This is a genomic window from Paraburkholderia oxyphila NBRC 105797 (assembly GCF_000685075.1).
Lineage (GTDB): Bacteria > Pseudomonadota > Gammaproteobacteria > Burkholderiales > Burkholderiaceae > Paraburkholderia > Paraburkholderia oxyphila.
Genome location: NZ_BAYD01000049.1, coordinates 23,551 through 37,589, shown reverse-complemented (window position 1 = coordinate 37,589; position 14,039 = coordinate 23,551). Strand labels below are relative to the sequence as shown.

Genomic DNA, 14,039 nt, shown 5'->3' with positions numbered 1-14,039 from the left:
ACCGGTGCGCGTGGGCCGCAAGCGGCGTGTCGTGCCCGGTAATTGATGCGCGGCGCGGTAGGCGTGAGGCGAGTCGGTGTCGCTCGAAGCGAGCCGTCGCCGCGCGTGGCTGACGAAAAGACGCTTTAAACGAGCGGGATCAGCGGTACTGACCCGCGTACTTCACAACCTTGTCGAGGTTCTCCTTGGTGATGAAGCCCGGACCCGAGCGGATGTTCTTCGGGCCGTAGGACGGCTGCAGCCCATAGGTTTCGAGGCGCTGCTTGAACTTCGGATTGGCTTCGAGGATCTGGCGGATCTTGGCCGGATCGGTCGTATGGTCTTTCTTCACGATCGCCAGCACGGCCACCGGGATATAGCCCTGCAGATACGGCTGCTGGTCGATGGCGAACTGGATCGTGCCCGCGCGGATTGCCTTGGCGATCTCGTCGGAGAAGTCGAAGGTGCAGAAGTAGATCTTGCCCGCGAGGCCCATCTGCTGGATCGCCTTGAGCGTGGCCGCGGCCGGCACCGGGCCGAGCGTGAGGATCGCACCGGTATTCGGATGGTTGCGCAGATACGCGCTCACCTTCGACTGGATCTCGGTCGGGTCCTGGCCCGAGTCGATCGTCGAGGTCTTGTAGTCCACGCCCAGCGCGTCCGCGAAGCCGCGGCAGCGTTCGAACGAGACGGCGTTGGTCGCGAAGTGATTCACGCAGAGGAACGACTTCACGCCGGCGGCCTTGGCCTTTTCGCCGGCCGCGTGGCCCGCCACGTACTCGGGCTGGCCCACGTGCATGATCGCGCCGAGTTGCGCGCTCTGTTCCTCGGTGCCGGAATTGATCGTGACGAGCGGGATCTTCTTTTCCGTGACCTTGCCGATGGAGTTCTTCAGCACGTCGTAGTCGGCGATGGTGACGATGACGCCGTCGTAGTTGCGCGCGGCGGCTTGCTCGATCAGGCGCGCCATGTCGGCGATATCGCCGTTGGGCGGATTGCGGTAGTCGGTTTCGACGTTGAAGTCCTCGTCCGCTTGCTTGATGGCGTTCTTGATGGTGTTCCACCACGAGTCCGAATCCGGCGCGTGGCTGATCAACACGAAGTGCGCGTCGGCGGCCTGCGCCGTCTGCGCGCCCAGCACGCTCAAGCCGCTCAGTCCCGCTGCCAGCGCGAGCGCCGCGGCCAACCTTCGGAGCATGGTCTTGCCCTTGCGTTGCGTCATAGTCTCCACCTTTCTCGGTCTGTCGTTCGTTCTTGGGGTGAGCGCGGCGCGCGTTATGACCTGCGATTTGCAGCGTGCGCATTGCGGCCCGCTTTGCTGCCTCGCTCATCGACAAGAGTAGGCGATCGTCTGGCGAGTTGCAACAAAAATTTCATTGCAAATAAAAATGGAAAATCTGTTCCAATTGCGTGCGGCGCTACCTATAATCGATTCCGTCGACGGCAGGCCTGGCAAGGGTTTGCGGCACTGCGGCAAGCATCAGGGAAAAACCATCATGGCGGATGAAACCAGCGACGCCGTAGCAGGCGTAGACGAATTGATGCAGCGCATCGCACACGAGTACGAGGCGCTGCCGCGGCAGTTGAAGAATGTCGCGACCTATATCGAGCAGAACCGTGCGAGCGTGATGATGGATCGCACCAGCGACATCGCCGCGAGCTGCGGGGTGCATCCGTCGGCGGTGGTGCGCTTCGCGCAGCGCTTCGGCTTTTCGGGCTTCTCCGATCTGCAGGCGGTGTTCCGCCAGGCCTACGCGGGGCAGGGGGCGTCGGCCACCAGCTATCAGCAGCGCATTCGCCAGCTGATCGAGGCGAAGGACGGCAACGCGAGCCCGGATCTCGGCGGCGCGGTGGCGCGCGAATTCATCGGCGCGTGCCGCAGCGGTCTGGACGAGCTCGAGGCCGGGCTCGACGACGCGCAGTTCGACGCCGCGGTGAAGATGCTCGAGCACGCGGACAACATCTACGTGATTGGCGTGCGCCGCTCGTTCGCGGTGGCGAGCTATATCGTCTACGCGCTCCAGCACACGAGAAAGCGCGTGCATCTGATCTCGGGTCTCGGCGGCATGTACCACGAGCAGATCCGCAGCGTGAAGAAGGGCGACGTGGTGATCGCCATCAGCTTCGCGCCTTACGGCAAGGAGACGCAGTACTGCCTGCGCGTCGCGCAGCAACACCAGGCGAAGACGCTCGTCATCACCGACAGCCAGCTCTCGCCGCTCGCGCGTCACGCCGATGCGCAGCTCTATGTGAAGGAGGGGAGCGCGTTCGCGTTCCGCTCGCTGACCAGCACGTTTTGCCTGTGCCAGGCGCTGTTCGTCGCGCTCGCGTACCGGCTCGAACTCAACGTGGAAGAATCGACCGACCCTGGAGGATACGATGACTGAAGCAAGGACGCTGAACGTGGCGGTATTCGGCGCGGGCCGCATCGGCCGCATTCATGCGGCGAACCTCGCGCGCCAGCCCGGCGTGCGTCTGAAGTATGTGATCGACGTGAACCGCGAGGCCGCTGCCGCGCTCGCGGCGCAGCACGGCGCGCAGGTGGCCGACGTGGACGGCGCGTTCGGCGACGCCTCGATCGATGCGACGGTGATCTGCTCGTCCACCGATACGCACTCCGAACTGATCCTGAAATCGGCGGCAGCAGGCAAGCCTATCTTCTGCGAGAAGCCCGTCGATCTCGCCATCGAACGCGCGCGCGAGTGCGCTCAAGCTGTCGCGCGCGCGGGCGTGGTGGCCATGATCGGCTTTCAGCGCCGCTACGATCCCACCTTTGCCGCGCTCAAGGCGCGCCTCGACGCGGGCGAGATCGGCACGCCCGAGATGCTGATCGTGACGAGCCGCGATCCGGGGGCGCCGCCGGTCGAATACATCAAGCACTCGGGCGGCATCTTCAAGGACATGCTGATCCACGACTTCGACATCTTCCGCTGGATTCTCGACGACGAAGCCGAGACCGTGCACGCCACGGGCAGCTGCCTCTCCGATCCGGCCATCGCCGATGCGGGCGACATCGACTCGACTGCCGTGACGATTCGCACGAAGCGCGGCCGCCTTTGCCAGATCAACACGGCGCGCCGCGCGGCCTATGGCTACGACCAGCGCTTCGAGATTCTCGGCAGCGACGGCATGCTCCAGGCGGGCAACATGAAGCCCACGGAAGTGGTGGCGTGGACCAAGCACGCGGTGGCGCAGGACGTTCCCGAGGCCTTCTTCCTCGAGCGCTACCGGGCGGCGTACGCGCGCGAGATGGCGCATTTTTATGAGGCTGTGACGCAGGGCACGCCGGTGCGCACGAGCGTGGCCGACGGCCTCAAGGCGCTCGAACTTGCGGAAGCGGCGGCGCTCTCGTGGCGCGAAGGCCGTGTGGTCAAGCTCGGGGGATGATCCGGTCGCGCAGGTGAAGATCGTGGTGGCGTCGCGCCCGAAGCGGCGCTTTTCAAATAGGCAGGATACCGAAGGAAGCACTGAGGAGACGGACAATGCAGGCGAATGAACGTGCCCGGCCGTTGCGCGTGGGCGTGGCGGGACTTGGGCGGCTCGGCCGGCGGCATGCGGGCAATCTCGCGTATCGCGTGCCGGGAGCGACGCTGGCGGCGGCATGCAGCCCGCTCGAAGACGACCTCGCATGGGCGCGCGGTGCGCTGCCCGAGGCGCGGCTGTACCGCGACTACGCCGAACTGCTCGCTGACACGTCGGTGGACGCCGTCTGGCTCGTGACGCCTTCGGCGCTGCACGCGCAGCAGATCGTCGATGCATTGCGCGCGGGCAAGCACGTGTTCTGCGAGAAGCCGCTCTCGCTCGACGTGGCCGAATGCGAGCGCGTGGTCGACGAGGCGCGCCGCTTTCCGGACCAACAGGTGACGATCGGCTTCATGCGCCGTTTCGACCCGAGCTATCACGACGCGTTTGCGCAGGTGCGCGCGGGCGCGATCGGCCGGCCGTTTCTCGTGCGTTCGCAAACCTGCGATCTCAACGACCCCGATGGCTTCTTCGTGCGCTTCGCGCCGGGCTCGGGCGGCATCTTTCTCGACTGCACCGTGCACGACATCGACGTCGCGCGCTGGCTCCTCGGCAAGCCGCGCGCCACGCGCGTCTTTGCGGCGGGCGCGGTCGCGCTGCACGAGGGCCTGCGCGAGTATGGCGACGTCGACAACGGCGTCGCGATCTGCGAGTTCGAAGGCGGCAAGCTCGCGATGTTCTATGCGTCGCGCACCATGGCGCATGGCAACGATACGTCGAGCGAGGTCATCGGCACGGCCGGCGCGCTCGCGATCGGCCGTCTGCCGCGCGCGAACCGCGTGGAGATCTACGACGCGCACGGCGTGCGCAGCGTCTGCACGCCGACCTTCTTCGACCGCTTCGAGGAGGCCTTCCTCATCGAGGCGCAGGCGTTCGTCGCGGCGGTGCGGGCGCGCCGTGGCGGCGAGGCGTGCGCGGCGGAGCACGCGCAGCAAGGCGCGACGCTGGAGGATGCGCTGGAGGCCACGCGAATCGGCTTCGCGCTGCGCGAGTCGTTGCGCACGGGGCAGGCGGTGACGCTCTGAGGCGCGGCGCGTCGCCGGAGCGCAGCGGGCGAACGAGGCAGGTACAAAGCGGGTACGAAGCGGCTACAAGGCGGCCGCAAAGAGGGCGCAAGCGTCCTTGTATGCGGCTGCGGTAAAATCGCTGCTATCCGTGACGTACCCAGCGCTGCCCGAGAGCGGCGGCGCGCCAACGAAGGATCCAACCCGATGCAAATTCAGGTTCACAAGGAAGTGGATGCGCGCGGGCTGAACTGCCCGCTGCCGATCCTGCGCGCCAAGAAGGCGCTCGCCGACATGGAAAGCGGCCAGATTCTCAAGGTTCTCGCGACCGATCCCGGCTCGCAGCGCGATTTCGCCGCCTTCGCCAAGCAGACCGGCAACGAGATCGTCGAAAGCTCGCAGCAGGACAAGACCTTCGTGTTTCTGATGCGCCGCCGCTGAAACGGCCCGCGCCGCGCTTTAGCGCAACGCATAAAAAATGGCCCGCGATCGTGAGATTGCGGGCCATTTTCATTGCCAGTGTGGGATACCGGCATGCGGCCAGTGGCCCCCGCGAGAGGGCGCGTGGCCGAAGGGGCGCTTAGCCGGGGGCGCCTAGCCTTCCAGCTCCGGCTTGCGCGTACGCAGATACTCCGCGAAGTCCTCGGCCACTTCCGGGTGGCGCAGCGCGAACTCCACGGTCGCCTTCAGGTAGCCGAGCTTGCTGCCGCAGTCGAAGCGCGTGCCGTGATACTTGTACGCGAGGACCTGCTCGTCGGCGAGCAGCGACTGGATCGCGTCGGTGAGCTGAAGCTCGCCGCCCGCGCCCGGCTTGATCGACTTCAGATGCTCGAAAATGCGCGGCTTGAGCACGTAGCGGCCCACCACGCCAAGGTTCGACGGCGCGACTTCGGGGGCCGGCTTCTCGACGATGCCCGAGAGCTTGACGATCGCGTCTTCCCATTCCTTGCCGTCGACGATGCCGTACGAGCGCGTCTCCGAGGGCGGAATCTCTTCCACGCCGAGCACCGAGCTGTGGTAGTGGTCGAACACCTCGACCATCTGCTTCATGACCGGCGGCGTGCCGTAGAGCAGGTCGTCCGCCAGGATCACGGCGAACGGGTTGTCGCCCACGAGCTTTTCCGCGCACAGCACGGCGTGACCGAGGCCCAGCGCTTCGGGCTGGCGCACATAGAAGCAGTCGACGTTGTTCGGCTTGATGCTGCGCACCAGCTCGAGCAGCTTGGCCTTGCCGCGGGCCTCGAGCTCGGCCTCGATCTCATAGGACTTGTCGAAGTGGTCTTCGATCGCGCGTTTGCTGCGGCCCGTCACGAAGATCATTTCGGTAATGCCAGCCGCGACGGCCTCCTCGACCGCGTACTGGATCAGCGGCTTGTCCACGACCGGCAGCATTTCCTTCGGGCTGGCCTTGGTGGCCGGAAGGAAGCGCGTGCCGAGGCCCGCCACCGGGAATACCGCTTTAGTCACTTTTAGCATGTCTATGGTCCTGGTTCTGATGGGCTCAGGCGCCGCGCGCGCCGCCACAGCCCACCTTGGCCGATTCAGACAGGCAGCCGCGCGAGTTGCGCGGTCAGCTTGCCCAGTGTTGCCTGGAATTCTGCCAGCCTCTTCTGCTCCTGCTCAACTACCGCCGGCGGGGCTTTTGCAACAAAACTGTCATTTCCCAGCTTGGCATTGCACTTCGTCACTTCATTCGTCAGTCGCGCGATTTCCTTCGAGAGACGCTCGCGCTCGGCTGCCACGTCGATCTCCACCTTCAGCACGAGCTTGTCTGTCCCGACGATAGCAACCGGCGCGCCCGCCGAGGCGGCGTCGAGCGTCGCTTCGTCGGCGATGATCTGGACCTCCGAGAGCTTCGCCAGCGCCTGCGCATAGGGCGCGAACGAGGCGAGCCGTTCGGCGTTGCCCGTCGCCAGCAGCGGCACCTTCGTGGCGGGCGAGAGGCTCATCTCGCCACGCAGGTTGCGGCAGGCGTCGATCACGGCCTTCAGGTCGGCGGCCCATTGCTCGGCGGCTTCGTCAATCTTCTTCGGCTCGGCCAGCGGGTAGGGCTGCATCATGATCGATGCCTCGCCTTCCGCCGCGCCTTGCGGGTACGCGTCGGTGAGCGGCGCCACCTTCTGCCACAGCGCTTCGGTGATGAACGGAATCACCGGGTGCGCGAGGCGCAGCACCGTCTCCAGCACGCGCAGCAGCGTGCGGCGCGTGGCGCGCTGCTGCTCGGGCGTACCGGTCTGGATCTGCACCTTCGCCAGTTCCAGATACCAGTCACAGTATTCGTCCCAGACGAACTTGTATATGGCGTTGGCCACGTTGTCGAAGCGATAGTCGGCGAAGCCCTTCGCGACCTCGGCTTCCACGCGCTGCAACAGCGAGACGATCCAGCGGTCGGCCTGCGAGAAGTCGGTGTAGCCGCCCGGGCCGCAATCGCCCGGCTGGCAGTCGCCTGGCTTCGAGAAGCCGCAGTCGTGGCCTTCGCAGTTCATCAGCACGAAGCGCGTGGCGTTCCAGAGCTTGTTGCAGAAGTTGCGATAGCCCTCGCAGCGCGCGAGGTCGAAGTTCACGTTGCGCCCGAGCGTGGCCATCGAGGCCATCGTGAAGCGCAGCGCGTCGGTGCCGAAGGCGGGAATGCCGTTCGGGAACTCCTTGCGCGTCTTCTTCTCGATGGTCGCGGCCTGCTTGGGATTCATGAGGCCCGTGGTGCGCTTGGCAACGAGCGCCTCGAGGTCGATGCCGTCGACGATGTCGATCGGGTCGAGCGTATTGCCCTTGCTCTTGGACATCTTCTGGCCTTCGGCGTCGCGCACGAGGCCGTGCACGTAGACCGTGTCGAAGGGCACCTTGCCGGTGAAGTGCGTGGTCATCATGACCATGCGCGCCACCCAGAAGAAGATGATGTCGAAGCCCGTCACCAGCACCGAGGAGGGCAGGAAGGCCTTCAGCTCCGGCGTCTCTTCGGGCCAGCCGAGCGACGAGAACGGCACGAGCGCCGACGAGAACCACGTGTCGAGCACGTCCTCGTCGCGCTTGAGCGCGCCCGTGTAGCCCTTGGCATTGGCCTGGGCGCGCGCCTCTTCCTCGTTCTTTGCAACGAAGATCTCGCCGTTTTCGCCGTACCACGCCGGGATCTGGTGGCCCCACCAGAGCTGGCGCGAGATGCACCAGTCCTGGATGTTCTCGAGCCACTGATAGTAGGTCGTGGTCCAGTTCTCCGGCACGAACTTGATCTGGCCGCTGCGCACCACGTCGAGCGAGGTTTCGGTGATCGACTTGCCGGGGTTGAAAGTGCCCTCGGGTGCGGGCTTCGTCATCGCCACGAACCATTGGTCCGTGAGCATCGGCTCAATCACCACGCCCGTGCGGTCGCCGCGCGGCACCATCAGCTTGTGCGGCTGCACCGAGTCGAGCAGGCCGAGCGCCTCGAAATCGGCGACCACCTGCTTGCGCGCCTCGAAGCGGTCGAGGCCGCGGTATTTTTCAGGTGCGTTGTCGTTGATCTTCGCGTCGAGCGTGAGGATCTCGATCATCGGCAGGCCGTGGCGCAGGCCCACCTGATAGTCGTTGAAGTCGTGCGCGGGCGTGACCTTCACGACGCCCGTGCCAAACTCGCGGTCCACGTATTCGTCGGCGATCACCGGGATTTCGCGGTCGGTGAGCGGCAGCTTGACCATCTTGCCGATCAGGTGCGCATAGCGCTCGTCTTCCGGGTGCACCATCACGGCCGTGTCGCCGAGCATGGTTTCCGGGCGCGTCGTGGCGACGGTCAGCGTGGCCGAGCCGTCCGCGAGCGGATAGCGCAGGTGCCACAGGTTGCCGCTTTCCTCTTCGCTCGCCACTTCGAGGTCCGAAACGGCGGTGAGCAGCACCGGATCCCAGTTCACGAGGCGCTTGCCGCGATAGATCAGGCCCTGTTCGTAGAGGCGCACGAACACGTCGCGCACGGCGGCCGACATCTTGTCGTCCATCGTGAAGTACTCGCGCGACCAGTCGATCGAGGCGCCCAGACGCCGCACCTGGCCCGTGATGGTCGAGCCCGACTGCTGCTTCCATTCCCACACGCGCTCGACGAACTTCTCGCGGCCGAGGTCGTGGCGCGAGATCTTTTGCGCGTCGAGCTGGCGCTCGACCACGATCTGCGTGGCGATGCCCGCGTGGTCCGTGCCCGGCACCCACAGGGTGTTCTCGCCGAGCATGCGGTGGTAGCGCGCGAGGCCGTCCATGATCGTCTGGTTGAACGCGTGGCCCATGTGCAGCGTGCCGGTGACGTTCGGCGGCGGCAACTGGATCGAGAAGTTGGCGCGGCCGGGCGTGAAGGTCGCGGCGGCGTAGCCGCGGCGCTCCCATTCGGGGCCCCAGTGGGCTTCGATCGTCTGCGGCTCGAAGCTTTTCGCTAGCGTGCTGTCGCTCATGGGTGGAATCTGCCGAAAAAAGATGCTGAAAACTTTCGATTATAAGGGGAAGCGCCGTCAAGTCAGGACGCCCGGCCGTCTATGGCCGGCATGGCCTTTATAATGACGGTCTACTTCGAAGCCCGCCGCGCCTGTGGCCTTGCTGTGTCCTTGCTTGCGGCCTTCTTGCGCCCCTCATTTCATGCCCGAACTGCTCGCCAACCTGAACCCCGAACAACACGCCGCCGTCACGTTGCCGAACGAACCGGCGCTCATTCTGGCCGGGGCCGGCAGCGGCAAGACGCGCGTGCTGATCACGCGCATTGCGTGGCTCATCCAGCAGGGCCTCGCCTCGCCGATGACGATCCTCGCCGTGACCTTCACGAACAAGGCCGCGCGCGAAATGATGAGCCGCCTTCAGGCGATGATGCCGATCGACACGCGCGGCATGTGGATCGGCACCTTCCACGGCCTGTGCAACCGCATGCTGCGCGCGCATTACCGCGACGCCGGCCTGCCGCAGACCTTCCAGATCCTCGACACGGCCGACCAGCTCTCGGCCATCAAGCGCCTGATGAAGGGCCTGAACATCGACGACGAGAAGTACCCGCCGAAGAACCTGCAGTACTTCATCAACAACGCGAAGGAGCAGGGCCTGCGGCCGAAGGACGTCGACGTCACGGACAACTTCAACCGCAAGTTCGTCGAGCTCTACGAAGCCTACGACCAGCAGTGCCAGCGCGAAGGCGTGGTCGACTTCGCCGAGCTGCTGCTGCGCTGCTACGAGCTGCTCGCGTACAACCCGCCGCTGCGCGCGCACTATCAGGCGCGCTTTCGCGACATCCTCGTCGACGAGTTCCAGGACACCAACAAGCTCCAGTACGCGTGGCTCAAGCTGCTCGCGGGTCCGGGCAACGCGATCTTCGCCGTGGGCGACGACGACCAGTCGATCTACGCGTTCCGCGGCGCGAACGTCGGCAACATGCGCGACTTCGAAGAGGAATTCCGCGTCAAGCATCTGATCAAGCTCGAGCAGAACTACCGCTCGCACGGCCATATTCTCGATGCCGCGAACTACCTGATCGCGCATAACTCGCGCCGCCTCGGCAAGAACCTGCGCACCGACGCGGGTCACGGCGAGCCGGTGCGCGTCTACGAGGCCGCCACGGACTCGCAGGAGGCGGGCTGGATCGTCGAGGAAGTCCGCGCGCTGATCAATCAGGGCCTCGCGCGCAACGAGATCGCGGTGCTCTACCGCAGTAACGCGCAGTCGCGCACGATCGAGCACACGCTCGTGAACGCGGGCGTACCGTACAAGGTGTATGGCGGCCTGCGCTTCTTCGAGCGCCAGGAAGTGAAGCACGCGCTCGCGTATCTGCGCCTGATCGACAATCCGAACGATGACACCGCGTTCGCGCGGGTCGTGAACTTCCCGACCCGCGGCATCGGGGCGCGCTCGATCGAGCAGCTCGCCGATGCGGCGCGCCTCTACAACTGCTCGATGGCGGCGGCCATTCCCTACGTCACGGGCAAGGCCGGTACGAGCCTCGGTTCGTTCGCGAACCTCATCGCGAAGATGCGCGCCGAAACCGCGCAGATGAGCCTGCCCGAAACCGTCGAGTACACGGTGCGCATGAGCGGCCTGGCCGAGTTCTATCAGAACGAGCGCGAGGGCCAGGACCGTCTGGAGAACTTGCAGGAACTCGTGACCGCGGCCACCGCGTTCGTGAGCGAGGAAGGCTACGGCATGGACACGCCCGCGCGCTCGATTCCGCTGCGCCCGGGCGCGAGCAAGGCGCCGGAGATCGTGGCGCAGGACGGCGAGATCGAAGTGCTGGACGCGCCCGCGATCACGGATCCCGCGCAGAACCCCGACCTCATGACGCCGCTCGCAGGCTTCCTCTCGCACGCGTCGCTCGAGGCGGGCGACAACCAGGCGCAGGCGGGCCAGGACGCCGTGCAGCTGATGACCGTGCACGCGGCGAAGGGCCTCGAATTCACGGCGGTGTTCATCACCGGTCTCGAAGAGGGGCTGTTCCCGCACGAGAACAGCGCGATGGAGGCCGATGGCCTCGAAGAAGAGCGCCGCCTGATGTACGTGGCGATCACGCGCGCGAAGGAGCGGCTCTATATCTCGTTTGCGCAAAGCCGCTTGCTGCACGGCCAGACGCGCTACAACGTGCGCTCGCGCTTCTTCGACGAGCTGCCGCAGGAATCGCTCAAGTGGCTCACGCCCAAAGTCGAGGCGGGCTCGCGCTGGGGCGGCCGCTCCGACAACGCCGGCTGGGGCCGCGACTGGTTCGCGCGTCCGGGCGGGGGCGAGGGCAACGGCGGCGGTGGCCGCCGCGAGCGCGACGCCTATATCGCGGACAAGAGCCCCGCGCCCGCGTTCGCCAACGAGCAGCGCGCGGCCGAGACGGGCTTCCGCGTGGGCCAGGCCGTGTTCCACACGAAGTTCGGCGAAGGCACGATCACGGCGCTCGAAGGCAGCGGCACCGACGCCAAGGCGCAGGTGCGCTTCAAGCGCCACGGCGAGAAGTGGCTCGCACTGGCCGTGGCGAAGCTGCAGGCGGTGGAGTGAACGCCGCCAGGCCCGCAGGCCACGGCGCAACGCGTTGATGTAACTCATCGGCGCCTCCCACGTAATTCATCGACGCAATTCGGCAAGACTTCGAAGCCATGAACCCATCATCCTCTCAGCCCGGCGCCGCCGGCCAAACCGCGGCGCGTCCGCTTGGCGTGCTCGCCGCGCTTCCCCAGGAACTCGGCGACCTGATCGCCGCGATGCAGGCCGAATCGGGTGTGGTGACGCGCACGCTCGGGCGGCGCGACTATCACATCGGCACGGTGCACGGCGTGCCCTGCGTGGTGACGCTCGCGCGCGTCGGCAAGGTGGCTGCGGCGGCCACGGTCAGCGCGCTGATCCACGTATTCGACGTGCAAGCGGTGGTGTTCACGGGCGTCGCGGGCGGTGTGGGACCGGACGTGCATGTCGGCGACGTGGTGGTGGGCGAGACGCTGCTCCAGCACGACATGAACGCCGAGCCGCTGTTCCCGCGCCACGAGATCCCGCTGCTCGCGCGCTCGCGCTTCGACGCCGACCGTGCGCTGGCCGCCGCGCTGGCCGTTGCGTGCGAACGCTTCATCGAGGAAGAGGGCACGGCGCTGGCGGAGCGCTTCAGCGCCGCGCTGCCGCGCTTCGAAACCGCACTGCCGCGCGTGCATCGCGGGCTCGTGATCAGCGGCGACCAGTTCGTGGCGAGCGCCGCGGCCGTGGGCGACCTGCGCGCGGCCTTGCCCGACGCGCTCGCCGTGGAGATGGAAGGCGCCGCGCTTGCCCAGGTCTGCTACGAGTACGAGGTGCCGTGCGCCGTCGTGCGCACCATCTCCGATACCGCCGACGAGCACGCGAGCACGTCGTTCTCGTCGTTCCTCACCGAGATTGCCGGGACCTATTCGACGGGCATTCTGCGGCGCTTTCTCGCGTCCTGGACGCCAGCGCAGCGTTGAGCGGCGCCGGTCTGTCCGGCCCGCAGTCGAGCGGCGGGGAATAGACAGTCAAGCGGCAAGCAACCCGCGGGCACGGGTTAACAATGACTGTGAAACTATTTATATCTAAAGTAATCTGGCGCGAGCCGTTCGACCGCAAAGCCGTTCAACCGCCCTTGACCGACTGCGCCCGAAAGCCCGTGCCCACGCCTTGAGACGCCTCGAGGCGTCTGGAGATGCCCGGGCGGGAAGGCGCCGTGCCTGCCCATGTCCGATGCCCGCTCCATCCCCGCGCGCACGACGCGCGCCGTCCTGCTCGTCTGCGGCTTGTCCGTCCTCTTCGAAGGCTACGACGTCGGCAGCCTCGGCGCGGTGCTGCCCGCGCTCGCCGCCGACCGCCACTGGAGCCTCACGCCGATGCAGCTCGGCGCGCTCGGCAGCTACGCGCTCGCGGGCATGTTCTTCGGCGGCATGGCGATCGGTACGCTCGGCGACTTGCTCGGGCGGCGGCGCATGCTGCTCGGCTGCGTGGCGCTGTTTTCGCTCACGATGGCCGGTGCCGCCCTCGCGCCCACGCCGTTCTGGTTCGGCCTGTGCCGCTTCCTCGGCGGCCTTGGACTCGGCGGCGTGATTCCGGTGGCCGCCGCGCTCACCATTGAGTATTCGCCGCCGGCGCGGCGCAGCTTCAACTACGGGATGATGTATTCGGGCTACTCGCTCGGCATCCTGTGCGCGGCGCTCGTGGCCATGGCGCTGTTGCCCGCATGGGGCTGGCGCGGCGTGATGGCGGTGGGCGCGCTGCCGCTCCTCGCGCTGGTGCCGATGGCGCGCGTATCGCCCGAGTCGCTCGACTATCTGGTTGCGCGCGGGCGCGTCGATGAGGCGAGGGCGCTCGCCGCCCGGCTCGGTGTGACGGGCGAACTCACCGCGGCGCAGGGCTCCGGGTCCCACAAACGGGCCAGCCTGCGCGACGTCGTGACGGCGATCTTCGCGCGGCGGCGCCTGCGTGCGACGGCCTGCTTCTGGATCGCGCTGTTCTGCGGCATGTTGCTGGTCTACGGCCTCAACACCTGGCTGCCGATGATCATGCGCAAGCAGGGCTACGCCCTCGGCTCGAGCCTCGCCTTCCTGTTCGTGTTCAGCCTGACTTCCGCGTGCGGCGGCGTGCTGCTCGGCAAGCTCGCCGACCGCTTCGGCGTGCGCGCAACGGTCGTGCTGGCCTATGGGATCGGCGCGCTCGCGATCGCCGCGCTGATGACGCGCCACGCGCTCTTCGTGAGCTATGCGCTCGTGGCGTTCGCGGGCATCGGCAGCATCTCTGCTTCGCTGATCCTCACCGGGCATCTGACGCACTTCTATCCGGCGCATGCGCGCGGCGCGGCCACGGGCTGGGCGCTGTCCTTCGCGCGGTTCGGGGCGATGTGCGGGCCGCTGATGGGCGGCTATATCGCGAGCGTCGGCGCGGCCTGGTCGTGGAATTTCGTGGCCTTCGCAGTGACGGGGCTCGTGGCGGCGCTGGCGGTCGCGGCATTGCCGTCGCGTGCGCGCGTCGAGGCGGGCATTGAGGCGGCCGAGGGCGGCGAGGCGGTGGAGGCGCACGCCGGCGCGCGAGACGCCGCCGATCGCGGCGCCCAGCTTTCCTGAAGGCGCCGCGCCT

General features: G+C 66.7%; 10 protein-coding genes. 7 read left to right on the top strand and 3 right to left on the bottom strand.

Annotation, left to right across the window (positions count from 1 at the left end; genetic code table 11):
* Positions 1-139: 139 nt before the first annotated feature.
* Positions 140-1,201, bottom strand: coding sequence for a sugar ABC transporter substrate-binding protein (locus tag BO1_RS27090; RefSeq protein ID WP_028220245.1), 1,062 nt, complete (start codon positions 1,199-1,201; stop codon positions 140-142).
* Positions 1,202-1,475: 274 nt separating this feature from the next.
* Between BO1_RS27090 and BO1_RS27085 the strand changes: the two genes are divergently transcribed.
* From BO1_RS27085 to BO1_RS27070, 4 genes are all read left to right on the top strand, one after another.
* Complete coding sequence (locus tag BO1_RS27085; protein WP_028220244.1) at positions 1,476-2,366, top strand: MurR/RpiR family transcriptional regulator; 891 nt, start codon at positions 1,476-1,478, stop codon at positions 2,364-2,366.
* Positions 2,359-3,366, top strand: coding sequence for an inositol 2-dehydrogenase (gene iolG, locus BO1_RS27080; RefSeq protein ID WP_028220243.1), 1,008 nt, complete (start codon positions 2,359-2,361; stop codon positions 3,364-3,366). Before BO1_RS27085 ends, iolG begins: the two co-directional genes overlap by 8 nt.
* 95 nt (positions 3,367-3,461) lie before the next feature.
* Positions 3,462-4,526 (top strand): Gfo/Idh/MocA family oxidoreductase, encoded by a 1,065-nt coding sequence (locus BO1_RS27075; protein WP_028220242.1) that lies wholly within the window; start codon positions 3,462-3,464, stop codon positions 4,524-4,526.
* A gap of 192 nt (positions 4,527-4,718) precedes the next feature.
* Positions 4,719-4,946 (top strand): sulfurtransferase TusA family protein, encoded by a 228-nt coding sequence (locus tag BO1_RS27070; protein WP_028208042.1) that lies wholly within the window; start codon positions 4,719-4,721, stop codon positions 4,944-4,946.
* A 153-nt stretch (positions 4,947-5,099) separates the two neighbouring features.
* Here BO1_RS27070 and galU read toward each other — a convergent pair whose 3' ends face one another.
* Both galU and BO1_RS27060 read right to left on the bottom strand, forming a co-directional pair.
* Positions 5,100-5,981, bottom strand: a complete 882-nt coding sequence (galU, locus tag BO1_RS27065) for a UTP--glucose-1-phosphate uridylyltransferase GalU (RefSeq protein ID WP_028220241.1) — start codon at positions 5,979-5,981, stop codon at positions 5,100-5,102.
* Between the two features lie 65 nt (positions 5,982-6,046).
* Positions 6,047-8,914 (bottom strand): valine--tRNA ligase, encoded by a 2,868-nt coding sequence (locus BO1_RS27060; protein ID WP_028220240.1) that lies wholly within the window; start codon positions 8,912-8,914, stop codon positions 6,047-6,049.
* A 181-nt stretch (positions 8,915-9,095) separates the two neighbouring features.
* Between BO1_RS27060 and BO1_RS27055 the strand changes: the two genes are divergently transcribed.
* From BO1_RS27055 to BO1_RS52850, 3 genes are all read left to right on the top strand, one after another.
* Positions 9,096-11,474, top strand: a complete 2,379-nt coding sequence (locus BO1_RS27055) for a UvrD-helicase domain-containing protein (protein ID WP_028220239.1) — start codon at positions 9,096-9,098, stop codon at positions 11,472-11,474.
* A 98-nt stretch (positions 11,475-11,572) separates the two neighbouring features.
* Positions 11,573-12,403 (top strand): 5'-methylthioadenosine/adenosylhomocysteine nucleosidase, encoded by an 831-nt coding sequence (locus BO1_RS27050; RefSeq protein WP_028220238.1) that lies wholly within the window; start codon positions 11,573-11,575, stop codon positions 12,401-12,403.
* A 246-nt stretch (positions 12,404-12,649) separates the two neighbouring features.
* A complete protein-coding gene (locus BO1_RS52850) occupies positions 12,650-14,026 on the top strand; it encodes an MFS transporter (RefSeq protein WP_043286653.1) in 1,377 nt (458 codons plus the stop codon).
* Positions 14,027-14,039: the final 13 nt, after the last annotated feature.

Excerpts from the sequence above, each read along its gene's own strand:
- BO1_RS27090 (WP_028220245.1), bottom strand. The coding sequence starts at position 1,201 with ATGACGCAACGCAAGGGCAAGACCATGCTCCGAAGGTTGGCCGCGGCG.
- BO1_RS27085 (WP_028220244.1), top strand. The coding sequence starts at position 1,476 with ATGGCGGATGAAACCAGCGACGCCGTAGCAGGCGTAGACGAATTGATG.
- iolG (WP_028220243.1), top strand. The coding sequence starts at position 2,359 with ATGACTGAAGCAAGGACGCTGAACGTGGCGGTATTCGGCGCGGGCCGC.
- BO1_RS27075 (WP_028220242.1), top strand. The coding sequence starts at position 3,462 with ATGCAGGCGAATGAACGTGCCCGGCCGTTGCGCGTGGGCGTGGCGGGA.
- galU (WP_028220241.1), bottom strand. The coding sequence starts at position 5,981 with ATGCTAAAAGTGACTAAAGCGGTATTCCCGGTGGCGGGCCTCGGCACG.
- BO1_RS27060 (WP_028220240.1), bottom strand. The coding sequence starts at position 8,914 with ATGAGCGACAGCACGCTAGCGAAAAGCTTCGAGCCGCAGACGATCGAA.
- BO1_RS27055 (WP_028220239.1), top strand. The coding sequence starts at position 9,096 with ATGCCCGAACTGCTCGCCAACCTGAACCCCGAACAACACGCCGCCGTC.
- BO1_RS27050 (WP_028220238.1), top strand. The coding sequence starts at position 11,573 with ATGAACCCATCATCCTCTCAGCCCGGCGCCGCCGGCCAAACCGCGGCG.
- BO1_RS52850 (WP_043286653.1), top strand. The coding sequence starts at position 12,650 with ATGTCCGATGCCCGCTCCATCCCCGCGCGCACGACGCGCGCCGTCCTG.